The sequence below is a fragment of the Pseudomonas mandelii genome, assembly GCF_006438925.1.
Lineage (GTDB): Bacteria > Pseudomonadota > Gammaproteobacteria > Pseudomonadales > Pseudomonadaceae > Aquipseudomonas > Aquipseudomonas mandelii_C.
On the sequence record NZ_RCZA01000017.1, the window covers coordinates 68,034 to 80,891 of the forward strand.

Consider the following 12,858-nt stretch of genomic DNA (forward strand, 5'->3'; position numbering starts at 1 on the left):
TTTGGTAGCCCGTTGTAACAGCCGTATGGCAACGCCTTATGACGTCTCTTTTTTGGGACTCTGTTTTATATGGTGGTCATGCGTGGGGCTCCTTAGTGAGCGCCGGTTTTTCCTGTTGCACCGGTCTACCAATCCGCGCATGGCCGCCACCCTCGTTTGGTAGCGAGCGTGATGGCTCCTTAAAATTTGCAACAAGGAGTTTTCATCTATGTTCAAAGTTACGCCCAACCCCCCGAATACCAGTCCGTTACCCTACGACGCCTTTCTCGATCTTGACCCCAGGAAAATGAAAGAGGCGGCCGACCGCGCGCTCAGCTTCTACCTCAACCCCGGGGCGTCGAAAACGCAGATACCGCCCCGCAAACCCAGCACCATTTTCACCATCGACGCAGCGGTGGATGACGAAACGTTGCTCGTCGAGGCCTGTGAATCGTTGGCATCAGCCAGCGCTATGGTCAACGATCTCGCCGACGTAACGGACGGCCCGCGACGGCAAACGATGCTGGTGCTGCAACGGATGATCATGTTGGGTGAGTTAGCGGTCAATCGGGTATTGGACAACCACAAGCCTGGGTAGCAGCCAGGCACTGTAGGAGCAAAGCTTGCTCGCGATGGCCTTGCTCCTACAGCACTCGCATCACTCGTGACAATCCAGAACAAATGTATTGCCCATTCCTGTCTGTTTCCCCACAGAAGGGCTGCGTACCTTGGGTCCACTGCTACTCCAAAAGGACCCCCTCATGCTGAATCGCTTGATACTGCCCTTCACCTTGCTCTTCACCTTCAGCGCCGCCCAGGCCGCAGACACTGAAAAATGGTACCCCTCCCAATACGGCGCCAATGATGAAATCGGCGCGCTGAACCTGCTGAACGCCGAGTCGGTGATCAACGCCTCGAAACTGATCAAGACCGGCAAAACCTACCCCTTGGCCGTGCCCATCGACAAGACGTTGCCGGCGTTCCGTCATCGCAGCTTTCACCTGACCAACATCCAGCCGGGCGAAGCGGGCGGCACGACGATGGGGCCGAACAAATTCACCTTCAACGATGAACTGGTGGTGGGCTGGACCGGTGTCGGCACCCAGCTCAACGGCATCGGCCACATCGGCATCGACAACGTCTACTACAACGGCAACCGCGCCGCCGATTTCGTCACCGTCGAAGGCGTGAAAAAACTCGGCATCGAAAAGGTCCCGCCCATTGTCACTCGCGGCGTAGTGCTGGACATGACCGCCGTTTATGGCAGCGCCATCGTGCCGGAGAAAACCGAGTTCAGCGTCGCCGACATTCAGAAGGCACTGGACCTGCAAGGCATCAGTATTCAGAAGGGCGATGTGGTGCTGTTCAACACCGGTTGGCTGGAATTGCTGGGCAAGGACAATGAGAAATTCCTCGCCGTGGAGCCCGGCATCGGCATGGAAGCGGCCAAGTGGCTGGTGGACAAACAGATCGTCGCGTTCGGCGGTGACACCTGGGCTTCGGAAATCTACCCGGCCAAAGACGGCCAGGAATTCCCGGTCAACCAATTCATGCTGGCCAAGAACGGCATCTACAACCTTGAGTTGATCGACAGCCGAGCGCTGGTGAAAGACAAGGCGTGGGAATTCATGTTCGTGCTGGGGCAGCCGCTGTACAAGGGCTCGACCCAGGTCAACATCAACCCGGTCGCTATTCACTGATAGCCCCCGTTCGAAGCCGTAACGCACCTGTAGCAGCTGGCGAAGCCTGCGTTCGACTGCGCAGCAGTCGTAAAACCTGAGCACGCGGTCCTTCTGATACACCTCGTCGATTGATTTTACGACTGCTGCGTCCGAACGCGGCCCGAACCGAACGCAGGCTTCGCCAGCTGCTACAAAGTCTGTTTTTCGCCTGAGCCTTTTTTTCCTGAATTCGAGAACACACGGACATGGTTCCTTCCCTTGGCAACATCGCTGCACGCTTGCGCCTCAAACAACTGCGGTTGTTGATCGCGCTGGATGATCGCGGCTCCTTGCACAAGGCCGCCGAGCAGATTTCGATTTCCCAGTCCGGCGCCACCAAGGCGTTGGGTGAAGTCGAATCGTTGCTCGGCATGCCGCTGTTCGAACGCCAGCCCAAAGGTCTGGTGGCCAACGAAATGGGCCGTTGCATGATTCGTTACGCACGGTTGATCTACAGCGATGTCGAGCACTTGCGCGAAGAAATGCTCAGCATCATGCAAGGCCAGGGCGGGCGGCTCTCGGTGGGGGTGATCATGGGCGCGGTGCCGTTGCTGACCCGGGCCCTGACCGAGTTGCGCCTGAAGCAGCCCGAGCTGTCGGTCGAACTGGTGGAAAACACCAGCGCCGCGTTGCTCGGGTTGCTGGATCAGGGACGGCTGGATCTGGCGATTTGTCGCACCAGCGTCGGCCAGCGCTCGGACGCTTATGACTGCATCGAACTGAGTGAAGAACCCTTGGCGGTGGTCGCCAGCAAGGACCATCCATTGGCCAGTGCCGAGTCTTTGCAGCTGTCGCAGTTGAGCGACTACCGCTGGGTGGTCTATCCCAAAGACATGCCGATGCGTCAGACCCTGGAACGTGAGCTGAATGAGGCAGGGCTGGGGATTCCGCGTTATCCGCTGGAAACCTCGTCGATTTTCGCCACCATTTTGTTGGTGCAACAAGACCCGGCCTTGTTGGCGGTGATCCCGGTGGAAGTGGCCAGGTTCTGCGAGCAATTCGACTTGCTGGTGAAGCTGCCGGTGTCGATGCGTGCATTGATCGAGCCTTACGGTGTGATCAGCCGGGCCGGCGCCGATCTTTCTCCGGCGGCGACCTTGCTGATCAACGAACTGCAGCAGGACCTGATTACTTGATCACGATCGGATTCACCGGTGCGCTCATGGCGTCATAGCCATTCCACAGTTTGTTGTCGTGCCAGACGTGGCCCAGCGCGTCGTATTGGGTCGAGCCTTGCAGGTGCATGAAGATCACGTCGTCGGCGTATTCCAGATGGCCGTCGAAGTGGGTCTTGCCGGCCAGGAAATGGCCCTTGTCCAGCACGTTGACGCGCATCGATGGACGTCGGCCGGGCCATAACGGTTCGCCTTTTGGATGGCAGACCTGCACAGTTCCCCTGTGGGAGCGAGCCTGCTCGCGAAAGCGGTGTGTCAGACACATCAATGTTGACTGACAGTCCCTATTCGCGAGCAGGCTCGCTCCCACAGGTTCTGTGCATGGCTTCAGGTCAGGGATTATTTGATGGGCGAAAAATCCGCTGCGATCAGCAATTTGGATTCCATCTTTTCCAGCATCGGGAACGCCTTCGGCACGAAGCCTTCGAGCCAGTCCGGGTCTTGATACAGCGCGGCCCGTTTCTTGATCCGGTCATCGAGGCTCTCGTAGGCCCAGATGTGGATGACCTGATTCAGCTCGCCGATTTCGGTGTACCACCAGCCCACCAGCGTGGTGTAGCGGGAGATCACCGGCAGACCGGTTTCCTCGAAGTGCTTGAGGTAGGTCTGCATTTTTCCGATTTGAATCGTGTAGGTGCGCATTTCGTAAAACATGGGCGTCGTCTCTTTAAGAATGAGTGCCGTGCCAGGCGTTGCTGATGATTCGTTCGATATCGGCGGCGGTGGTCAGGCGTGGATTGACCAGCACGTTGCCGCTGCGCATCGAGTCGCTGACCATTTGCGGCATGTAGTCCAGGTCCACGCCCAGGTCCTTGATGTTGTCGGGAATGCCGATGGCCTTGTTCAGCGCCACCACGTGCTCCACCACTTTGTGCCCGGCGCGGGCAACGCTCAGGCCATCGACGTTCTCGCCCATGGCCATGGCGATTTCACGAAACAGCTCCGGGCAGGCCGCCAGGTTGTATTCGATGACGTAGGGCAGCAGCGTCGCGTTGGCGATACCGTGGGGAATGTTGAAAACGCCGCCGAAGGTGTGGGAGATCGCGTGCACGTTGCCCAGTTTCGATTGAGCGAACGCGACGCCGGCGAGGAACGAACCGAGCAGCATCTGTTCCCGGGCGTGCAGGTCGGAGCCGCTGAAAAATGCCTTCGGCAGGTGGGTGCAGATCATCTTGATCGCTTGCAGCGCCAGGGCCTGGCTGACCGGGTTGGCCTGCTTGGATACGTAGGATTCGATGGCGTGGGTCAAGGCGTCCATGCCCGTGGAAGCAGTGATCGACGGCGGCAGTTTGAGCGTCAGTTCGGCGTCGAGAATCGCCAGTTTCGGAAACAGCGCCGGGCTGATGATCACGGTCTTGAACAGGGTTTTGGTGTTGGTGAAGACCGTGGAGGCTGTGCATTCGCTGCCGGTGCCGGAGGTGGTCGCAATGGCAAAGATCGGCAGAGGAGGGTGCAGCAGCTTGTCGTAGCCTTCGTAGTCGAGGATGTTGCCAGGGTTGGTGGCCATGGCCGCCACACCCTTGGCCGTGTCGATGCTGCTGCCGCCACCGACGCCGATCACCGAGTCGCAGTCGTGGTTTTTCAGGAACTCCACGGCGCGCTCCAGCACGTCGGTGGTGGGGTTGGGTTCTACGCCGGAGAACACTTCGTAATGAATGTCACTGTCAGCCAGCGAGGTGAAAAAACCTTCCATCACGCCCGACGCCATCAGCCCTTCGTCGGTGACCACCAGCAGTTTTTTTCGAACATGCGGCTTGAGCAGCGCACCGGCCTGACGTACCAGGCCGTTACCGCTTTTCAGGGTTGTGGGGAAATAAAACTGAAACGGGTTCATGGGTGTCTCCGGTTCTTATTGGTCTGGAGACAGTAATTAGCGTGGGAGGCGGCTGATAATGAAAAGGTCTGATCTGGGGATCACCGTTTGTCATCACTTGCCGATCGGGATGTGTTGGCTTCAAGATCCAGCCCCTCACCCCAGCCCTCTCCCCACGGGGGAGAGGGGGAAAGGGAGCCGATCTCTGTCGCTTTCGAAGCCTGAGTTCGACTCGATTTCTCAGGTCGCCGTATTCCGAGCAAACACCTCGGTCAGTTCCCTCTCCCCCCGGGAGAGGGCTAGGGTGAGGGATGGTTCTGAAGCCAGGTGAAAAGTCCCAAAACACCACGTCCCCACCCTAAACGCATGTCTTCCTCAACTCACAACCAACAGGAGCACCATCATGGATTTGGCTATTTCGGGTCGCTGGGCCATCGTCTGCGCCGCCAGCAAGGGCTTGGGTCTGGCCTGCGCGCGTGCCTTGGCGAAGGAGGGCGTCAATCTGGTGATCAACGCTCGCGGCGATGAAACGCTGCAGGCTGCCGCCGACCAGTTGCGCCAACTGGCACCGAGCATTGAAGTGCGCACGGTGGCCGGGGATATCAGCACGCCTGCGGTGCGCGAGCAGGTGTTGGCGGCGTGTCCGCAGGTGGACATCCTGGTCAATAACGCTGGCGGTCCGCCGCCGGGTGACTTCCGTGACTGGCAGCGTGAAGACTGGTTGAAGGCGCTGGACGCCAACATGCTCACGCCCATCGAGCTGATCAAGGCCTGCGTCGATGGCATGGCCGAGCGTGGGTTCGGGCGCATCGTCAACATCACGTCTGGGGCGGTGAAGGCACCGATCGATGTGCTGGGCCTGTCCAACGGCGCCCGTAGCGGGCTGACCGGTTTCATCGCCGGGCTCGCGCGTCAGTCGCGGCTGGCCGGCAAAAACGTGACCATCAACAATCTGCTGCCAGGTCCGTTCGAGACCGAGCGCTTGCACAAAACCCTCAGTGCCGCCGCCGAAGCCAACAGCACCACGGTTGAGAGCATCAGCGAGCAGCGGCGCCAGCACGTGCCGGCCCAGCGTTTCGGCCAGCCCGACGAGTTCGGCGCCTACTGCGCGTTCATCTGCAGCGCCCACGCCGGTTTCCTCACCGGGCAAAACCTGTTGCTGGACGGCGGCAGTTACCCCGGTACGTTCTGATCGAATGGGGGGATGACGATTGGTGATCCCCCCATCAGATCCCCTCATTATTCAGCTGTCGGGTGCGTGATTAGAGTGGGGCCGCGTGCCTGATGCCAGTCAGTCAAGACGCAGAACCTGTGGGAGCGAGCCTGCTCGCGAAAGCGGACTGTCAGCCAACATCCCTGTTGAATGATGCACCGCTATCGCGAGCAGGCTCGCTCCCACAGGGATTGCGGTGTTCAGAACCTTGACTGACAGGCATTGGGCCGCTTGTCTCCACAACAATAAGAGCGCCCCTCATGAACAATCCGAGTGCCGAAACCCTGCGGCTGACCGCCGCGTCTGCAACCGAGCGCCCGACCAGCGTGCGCTGGCGGATCTTCCTCATCATGTTGCTGCTGACCGCGATCAACTACATCGACCGCGCCTCGCTGTCGGTGGCCTTGCCGCTGATTTCCAGTGAGTTCCAGATCCCGCCGGCGCTGGAAGGCTTGATGCTCAGTGCGTTTTTCTGGTCCTACGCGTTGATGCAGATTCCCGGCGGCATGCTGCTGGATCGTTTCCAGACCCGCCGTGTGATCGTCATCGCGACCGTCGCCTGGGGCGCCTTTCAGGCCCTGGCTGCCGGCGCGCACAACTGGATCACGCTGCTGATCACCCGCATGGGCCTGGGCATTGCCGAGTCGCCTATCATGCCGGCCGGGGCCAAGCTCAACGGCGCCTGGCTGACGCCTAACGAACGTGGGCGCGGCGCAGTGCTGGTCGACGGTGGCGCACCGCTGGGCAGTGCCTTCGGCGCGATCATCATTGCCGGCCTGATCGGCTGGTTTGACTCCTGGCGCATCGCCTTCGTGATTGCCGGCATCGGCACCATGCTTGCCGGCGTGCTGGCCTGGAAATACATCCGCAACCATCCCGGCGAACACCCCGGCGTCAACGCCGCAGAACTGGCGCACATCACCGAGGGCAATATCAAAGTCAGCCAACCCGGAGCGGTCACCAGCATTGCTCTCAAGGAGCTGCTCAAGGATCGTTCGGTGCTGGCGATGTTCGCCGGTTATTGCTGCATTCTCAGCGTGTTCTACGGGCTGCTGACCTGGATGCCGAGCTACCTGCACCAGACCCACGGCCTGAACATTTCGAGCATGGGCGGGGCGACGTTCCTGATCTTCATGTGCGGTTTTGTCGGCGAGCTGGTCGGCGGTTATCTGGGGGATAAATGGAAGTCCAGCGGTGCTTCGCCAAACCTGGTGATGCGCAGCATGTTCAGCGGTTCGGCGCTTGTGGCGGCCCTGTGCATGCTGGCGGTGGCGTATGCGAGTGAGGCCAGCAAAGCGATCGGCTTGCTCTGCGTGGCGATGTTTTTCATTCGGTGGTGCGGCATGTACTGGTGCATTCCCTCGATCCTCGGCGGCACCTCGAAAACCGGCGTACTGGCCGGCACCATGAACTTCTGCGGGAACATGGCCGGGGTGATCGTGCCGATTCTGATCGGGCTGATCGTGCAGTTCACCGGGTCGTATTTCCTGGTGCTGATCTTCTTCGTGGTCATGGCCATGCTGCTGGCGATATTCTCCAGCCTGATCGATTATCGGGAACGAGGGTTGGCGTGAAAGGAGCGGAGGGCAGGTGAGCGTCGATATCGAATGCGTGGTGGTCGGGGCCGGAGTGGTCGGGCTGGCGGTCGCCAGAGCCCTGGCTCGCAGCGGGCGGGAAGTGATCCTGGTCGAGGCGGGCGAGGGCATCGGCGTGGGCATCAGTTCGCGCAACTCGGAAGTGATCCACGCCGGCATTTACTACCCGAGCGGCAGCCTCAAGGCGCAAGTGTGCGTGGAGGGCAAGCAACGCCTTTACGCCTATTGCGATGAACGCGGCGTTGATTACCAGCGCCTGGGCAAGCTGATCGTGGCCACCGATGACGGTCAGTGCGCAGCCTTGCAGAAGTTGTTAGCGCAGGGCCGGCGCAATGGCGTTGATGACCTGCAATGGCTTGATGCCGGACAGGCGCGGGAACTTGAACCGGCAGTGTCCTGCGTTGCTGCGCTCTGGTCGCCGTCCACCGGGATTGTCGATTCCCATGCCCTGATGTTGGCGCTTCAGGCAGATGCCGAGGCCAGCGGCACGTCGCTGGTTTTTCATACGCCACTGGCGTCGGCCCGTTGCACAGAGCAAGGTTTTGATCTGCAAATGGGCGGCGCCCAACCGATGGCATTGAGTTGCCGCGAGTTGATCAATTGCGCCGGATTGTTTGCGCCTGAGGTGGCGAGCCGGATTGAAGGCTTGCCGTCGCAGCACGTTCCCGAGGCACGATTGTGCAAGGGCAGTTATTTCAGTTTCAGTGGTCGGGCGCCGTTCCGGCATCTGGTGTATCCGGCACCGGAAAGTGCGGGGCTGGGCGTGCACATGACGCTGGACCTTGGCGGCCAGGCGCGCTTCGGGCCGGACGTCGAATGGGTCGATCAGGTCGATTATCGTGTGGATCCACGCCGGGCCGATGGCTTCTACGAGGCGATCCGACGCTACTGGCCGGCATTGCCTGATAACAGCCTGCAACCGGCCTACAGCGGCATCCGCCCGAAAATCACCGGGCCGACCGAGCCGGCGGCCGACTTTGTCATCAGTGGTCCGGCCGAGCATGGTGTGCCGGGGCTGGTGAACCTGTTTGGAATCGAGTCACCGGGCTTGACCAGTTGCCTCGCGCTGGCTGATCGGGTGGTGGACCATCTGACTCTGCATTCTTTGTAGCAGCTGCCGAGCAACGCGAGGCTGCGTTCGGCGGCGAAGCCGTCGTAAAACCTGAGACCGCGTTGCATCAGGTAGACCGCATTCGCCGGACTACGACTGCTTCGCCGCCGAACGCAGCCTCGCGTTGCTCGGCAGCTGCTACACAGGTCGCGAAGCTACCGGTAATCAGCGTTTGCAATGCCGCTCGCCCTGAGGGCTATGCTTTGCAGTGCGCCCATCACAATGGGAGACCTCCAATGATCAACGTACGCACTGCCCGCATGCTTGCCGATTACAAACGCTGGGCCAATCAACGCCTCTTTGACAGCCTGGCCGCACTGCCGCCGGGTGAGGTCAATAAAGAGCGCGTATCGGTGTTCAAGAACATGATCGGCACCCTGAACCACATCTACGTGGTGGACTGCATCTGGCGGGCCCACCTCGAAGGCCGAGGGCACGGCTTTAAAACTTCACATGATCTGCTGCATCCCGACCTCGCCGAGCTGCGCCTGGCGCAAAAGGACATCGATCACTGGTACTGCGACTGGAGCGAACGGCAGACCGATGCTTCGCTGGATAAACCCGTCGAGTTCAGCTTTGTCTCGGGGGAAAGCGGCATCATGAGCGCCGGCGCGATACTGATGCATGTGGTCAATCACGCCAGTTATCACCGCGGTTGGGTGATCCAGATGTATTTCGAGATCCCGGTCATGCCTCCGGTCACTGACCTGCCGGTATACCTGCGTGAGACCGACCCTGCTGCTTTCCAATCGGTCAATGCCCCGGCAGCGGCGCCGACATGTGTTGGGAAATTCGCGAGCGCAACCAACGTTCTGCCGGATCGTTATCGTTGACGCCGTTCCAGACCATGGACAGTTCGGACAGCACGATGTCAAACGGCGGGTCGTCGGCCCGCAGCTGGCTGCTGCCTTCGATCAGCGCGCACGCCGCGTAGTCCGGCACCGTGGCCAGCATATCGGTGCCGGCCAGCAAGGCGCGCAGGCCGGCGAATTGCGGCACCGCCAGCACCACCCGGCGCGAGCGGCCGATGCGCGCAAGGTCATTGTCGATGGCACCGGTCAAATCCCCGGAAAACGACACCAGCGCGTGCGGACGTTCGCAGTATTCATCCAGCGTCAGGGTGCCGGGACGGTTATCGCCGCGCAGGATCTTGACGCTCAGGTCACGCAACTTCTTGCGCTTGGCGTTGGCCGGCAGCTCCGTGGTGTAGCTGATCCCGACGGAAATCTCCCCGGTGGAGAGCATCGACGACATCAGCAGAAAATTCACCCGCCGCACCACCACCACAATGTTCTGCGCCTCTTCGCGTATTTGCTTGAGCAGCGGCGGAAACAGGCCGAACTCGGCGTCGTCGGACAGGCCGATGCGAAACACATCGCGGCTGGTGGACGGGTCGAAATCCTTGGCCCGGCTGACCGCACCGGAGATGGTGTCCATCGCCGGCTGCAACTCCTTGAGAATCGCCAGGGCCCGCTGGGTCGGCTCCAGCACCCGACCGTTACGCACCAGCAGCGGGTCGTCGAACAGGTCGCGCAACTTGGCCAGTGAGGCACTGACGGCGGGCTGACCGAGAAACAGCTTCTCCCCGGCCCGGGTCAGGTTCTTTTCGAACATCAGGGTTTCGAAAATCACCAGCAGGTTCATATCGACGCGGCGCAGGTCGTTGCGGTTCATGCGGGGTTACTCGCAGGATTTCGGGGGTCTTTTCAGTAAAGCACCAAACGTGTGGCGAGGGAGCTTGCTCCCCTCGGTCGCGAAGCAGTCCCGGAAATGGGACTGTTGCGCCAGAGCGCGGACCGGCCGACGGGGGCAAGCCCCTTCGCCACGGGGTTAGGTGGTTACTCCGGCGGGTCGAGTTGATCCAGCGCCCGGTTTACCGCGAGTTCACCCAGCATGATGATTTGCGCGATGGCCAGCAGGGAGTTGCGGCTCGGCCCGTCCATATGATCCGCCAGATCCATGGTCATGACATTGGCCGAGGCCAGCGATTCGCACGCATGGGCTAGCAAGGCGCTGTAGCTTTCGCGAAGCAACCTGGAAGGCTTTTAAACAAGGGAATGTTTAACAGATCGAATCGATATCCAGCGTATACGGCGCCCCGATGGTCTGCCCATAGATCGAACCCATCAGCGCGTCCCGATCCGGGTCCACCGGCGCCATGGCCAATGGGTCCTTGACCTTGTTCTCAGGATGCGCCAGCCAACGATCGACGTTTTTCGTTAGTTCCTCGGGCTGTTCTGACAGCGATCCGTAAAGCGCTTGTGCGCTAATCCTCTCAGGTCGAATCTTTTTCAGTCGGTTGACGGTGGTTTCGATCTTGCTCCGTTCAAGTCTCAACGCGCGGATATTGTTCTCTCGGGTGCGAGCGTAAGCGTCCGAACGCGCCGGCAAATTATCTTCTTCATCACTGAGCTGTCGGGTGATTCGTGCCAGCGCCCCGGCGACCGAATTGAACTCGAGTTCTGTAACCCGCGACCTTTTCGATTCGTGCGCTTCCTTCCATCGCAGCAGAACGGCCCAACACGCCGGAATATACCCGCCGGTCATCGAATGATTCCCAGCCTGGAATATCTGCGCCAGCAATGGCGGCCGATTCGGCAACCCGTTTTTCTGCTGAAGCGCCAAGGAGCACGCCGCATGTTGAGTGATGGTGTCGCAGCCAGGGTCCCACAGGATCGCGGACATTTTCCCACGCTCAAACTCCACCGGCATGAAGTGCCGCAACGAGCCATGGTGATCGTATGGCTCGCCCGTCCAGTTAGTGATGCCCGCAAAAAACACCGACAATCCGGCTGGCACGTTGACAAATGTCAACGCCAAACCTGCCCCGAACAGACCGGGCTTGGTGTCCATCCAGCTACCGGGCACGCTCGGCACCGGGTCGTTGTGGTTGACGATGCGGTGATGCACCAGGTCCTTCGCGCCTGCGACGAAGTTGGCGTCGCCCGCGCGGGGGGCGCCGTAGGTGTAGAGCTGGATGGAGTAGCTTTCAGGACTGCGACGGAGCATCTCAGAGAGTAACAGTGCCACTGCGCCACCCAGGCTATGGCCACAAATCAGCAGTTTCTGCCCGGCGTAGAATCTATCCAGATAATTTACGACGAAGTCGTGAGCTTTTTGCGCAGACTCGTAGAAGCCACGATGTACTTTGCTTTCCGTATCTTCAAAAGGCACTTGAGAGGCATCGGCATCGCGCAAGCCATCCGCCAATAGTTCGGATGTGCCACGCACGGCAATCAGGATCAGTTCGTCGTTGTGGGTGATGAATGCTTGGGTATCAGTCGCTTTCGCCCCTTGCTTTCTGTCATCGAGAAAGTGAATTTTCGCAGGATTTTCCTGATCATCTTTCAGACCAGGTTTGTTGACGGCATAAAGATCTGGATCGAATGGCACTATTTCCAGATGTTTGGAGTACGGCACATCTTCATACAGCGGGTAGAAAGCTTTGGTTTGCGCCGCATCGACACGCCATAGCTCATCCGACTTTGCCAGTGCATCGCCGAACCAGTTTCCTATGCTGGGTTGCAATGGAAAACTTACAGGCGCTTCTTCAATGGGGTTTTTTTCCGGTTTCATGCCAAAGGGGCAATAGCTCAATGTAGCCATCAATGCGAGTTGATAGAGATTCAGGGCACAGAACTCGAGACCCGTAGACAGCATAGGGCGTAAGGCCCGCAAAGGGCGCACTTCCAGGACTGTGTGTTTTTGTGGCATCAGGGCAACGCCTAGCTTGCGATGCTTGCCCATGATTTTCGCCGTCCCCGTGCTGTGGGGGTAATGGCGATAAACTTCGGGAGGTAAATGCGTGACATGTTTAACCAGATTACGCACTTCTACCTGAAAGAATGCGTCGGCGCAGGCTTGTGCGGGGTTTTCTTTGGTGCGGGTTGAATTTTTATTCAGGTAGCGGGTTTGCTCGGCGCGAACTTGGAGTTCGGTAATTTCGAGAGGATAGTGCGGACGTTCTTTAGCTCGCACATATACCGTTTCCTGTCCTTCGTATTTCTGCTCGAGAACTAACGTAACAGGCCCCGCAAAGTGGTTGGTGATTGTACCTGCACCCGCAATATCGAGATGGCCACTATATCTCTGGCCTTCCGAGTCAATCGCGGTATAGGCCAACCCGGCATACGGTTCGCCAGAGCCGAACTCGTCGACCAACTGAAAACCGGTCCATTTACCTTGTACAGGGCAGGCGAGCACGCGACTGCTCAAACTTGATGCCAAATCCTTTTCTAATGACGTCATGTC

The 12,858-nt window shown here is 59.5% G+C and carries 11 protein-coding genes and 2 pseudogenes; 7 read left to right on the top strand and 6 right to left on the bottom strand.

Annotated elements, in window-relative coordinates; translation table 11 throughout:
* The first annotated feature begins 208 nt into the window (after positions 1 to 208).
* The 3 genes from EAH74_RS29780 to EAH74_RS29790 all read left to right on the top strand — a co-directional run bounded on the left by EAH74_RS29780 (position 209) and on the right by EAH74_RS29790 (position 2,836).
* A complete protein-coding gene (locus EAH74_RS29780; protein ID WP_140683711.1) occupies positions 209 to 577 on the top strand; it encodes a DUF6124 family protein in 369 nt (122 codons plus the stop codon).
* A gap of 163 nt (positions 578 to 740) precedes the next feature.
* Positions 741 to 1,679 carry a cyclase family protein gene (locus EAH74_RS29785; RefSeq protein WP_140683712.1) on the top strand — a complete coding sequence of 313 codons (939 nt, stop codon included), beginning with the start codon at positions 741 to 743 and terminating at the stop codon, positions 1,677 to 1,679.
* A 227-nt stretch (positions 1,680 to 1,906) separates the two neighbouring features.
* Complete coding sequence (locus tag EAH74_RS29790; protein ID WP_140683714.1) at positions 1,907 to 2,836, top strand: LysR family transcriptional regulator; 930 nt, start codon at positions 1,907 to 1,909, stop codon at positions 2,834 to 2,836.
* A 22-nt stretch (positions 2,837 to 2,858) separates the two neighbouring features.
* Here EAH74_RS29790 and EAH74_RS29795 read toward each other — a convergent pair.
* The 3 genes and pseudogenes from EAH74_RS29795 to EAH74_RS29805 all read right to left on the bottom strand — a co-directional run.
* Positions 2,859 to 3,089, bottom strand: a pseudogene (locus tag EAH74_RS29795) (cyclase family protein); the annotation flags it as partial.
* Between the two features lie 125 nt (positions 3,090 to 3,214).
* Positions 3,215 to 3,529 carry an NIPSNAP family protein gene (locus EAH74_RS29800; RefSeq protein ID WP_046055817.1) on the bottom strand — a complete coding sequence of 105 codons (315 nt, stop codon included), beginning with the start codon at positions 3,527 to 3,529 and terminating at the stop codon, positions 3,215 to 3,217.
* Between the two features lie 13 nt (positions 3,530 to 3,542).
* On the bottom strand, positions 3,543 to 4,709 hold the full coding sequence (locus tag EAH74_RS29805; protein ID WP_140683716.1) for an iron-containing alcohol dehydrogenase: 1,167 nt from the start codon (positions 4,707 to 4,709) through the stop codon (positions 3,543 to 3,545).
* 382 nt (positions 4,710 to 5,091) lie between these two features.
* Between EAH74_RS29805 and EAH74_RS29810 the strand changes: the two genes are divergently transcribed.
* The 4 genes from EAH74_RS29810 (at position 5,092) to EAH74_RS29825 (ending at position 9,440) form a co-directional block, all read left to right on the top strand.
* Positions 5,092 to 5,880, top strand: a complete 789-nt coding sequence (locus EAH74_RS29810; RefSeq protein ID WP_140683718.1) for an SDR family oxidoreductase — start codon at positions 5,092 to 5,094, stop codon at positions 5,878 to 5,880.
* 281 nt (positions 5,881 to 6,161) lie between these two features.
* Positions 6,162 to 7,475, top strand: a complete 1,314-nt coding sequence (locus EAH74_RS29815; protein ID WP_140683720.1) for an MFS transporter — start codon at positions 6,162 to 6,164, stop codon at positions 7,473 to 7,475.
* 16 nt (positions 7,476 to 7,491) lie between these two features.
* Entirely contained in the window at positions 7,492 to 8,607 is a 1,116-nt protein-coding gene (locus tag EAH74_RS29820; RefSeq protein WP_140683722.1) for an NAD(P)/FAD-dependent oxidoreductase, read from the top strand.
* A gap of 236 nt (positions 8,608 to 8,843) precedes the next feature.
* A complete protein-coding gene (locus tag EAH74_RS29825; RefSeq protein ID WP_123366452.1) occupies positions 8,844 to 9,440 on the top strand; it encodes a DinB family protein in 597 nt (198 codons plus the stop codon).
* On the opposite strand, the gene EAH74_RS29830 is transcribed toward EAH74_RS29825, so the two are convergent.
* The 3 genes and pseudogenes from EAH74_RS29830 to EAH74_RS29840 all read right to left on the bottom strand — a co-directional run bounded on the left by EAH74_RS29830 (position 9,361) and on the right by EAH74_RS29840 (position 12,855).
* A complete protein-coding gene (locus tag EAH74_RS29830) occupies positions 9,361 to 10,281 on the bottom strand; it encodes a LysR substrate-binding domain-containing protein (protein WP_140683724.1) in 921 nt (306 codons plus the stop codon). The two genes, EAH74_RS29825 and EAH74_RS29830, sit on opposite strands and share 80 nt — an antisense overlap.
* Before the next feature lie 164 nt (positions 10,282 to 10,445).
* Positions 10,446 to 10,616 (bottom strand): annotated as a pseudogene (locus EAH74_RS29835) (DUF6124 family protein); the annotation flags it as partial.
* 52 nt (positions 10,617 to 10,668) lie between these two features.
* Positions 10,669 to 12,855: a lipase family protein gene (locus tag EAH74_RS29840; RefSeq protein ID WP_140683727.1), complete on the bottom strand. Its 2,187-nt coding sequence runs from the start codon at positions 12,853 to 12,855 to the stop codon at positions 10,669 to 10,671.
* Positions 12,856 to 12,858 lie beyond the last annotated feature (3 nt).

Coding starts and splice junctions, on each gene's coding strand:
- EAH74_RS29815 (WP_140683720.1), top strand. CDS start 6,162: ATGAACAATCCGAGTGCCGAAACCCTGCGGCTGACCGCCGCGTCTGCA.
- EAH74_RS29810 (WP_140683718.1), top strand. CDS start 5,092: ATGGATTTGGCTATTTCGGGTCGCTGGGCCATCGTCTGCGCCGCCAGC.
- EAH74_RS29780 (WP_140683711.1), top strand. CDS start 209: ATGTTCAAAGTTACGCCCAACCCCCCGAATACCAGTCCGTTACCCTAC.
- EAH74_RS29825 (WP_123366452.1), top strand. CDS start 8,844: ATGATCAACGTACGCACTGCCCGCATGCTTGCCGATTACAAACGCTGG.
- EAH74_RS29785 (WP_140683712.1), top strand. CDS start 741: ATGCTGAATCGCTTGATACTGCCCTTCACCTTGCTCTTCACCTTCAGC.
- EAH74_RS29805 (WP_140683716.1), bottom strand. CDS start 4,709: ATGAACCCGTTTCAGTTTTATTTCCCCACAACCCTGAAAAGCGGTAAC.
- EAH74_RS29830 (WP_140683724.1), bottom strand. CDS start 10,281: ATGAACCGCAACGACCTGCGCCGCGTCGATATGAACCTGCTGGTGATT.
- EAH74_RS29840 (WP_140683727.1), bottom strand. CDS start 12,855: ATGACGTCATTAGAAAAGGATTTGGCATCAAGTTTGAGCAGTCGCGTG.
- EAH74_RS29800 (WP_046055817.1), bottom strand. CDS start 3,529: ATGTTTTACGAAATGCGCACCTACACGATTCAAATCGGAAAAATGCAG.
- EAH74_RS29790 (WP_140683714.1), top strand. CDS start 1,907: ATGGTTCCTTCCCTTGGCAACATCGCTGCACGCTTGCGCCTCAAACAA.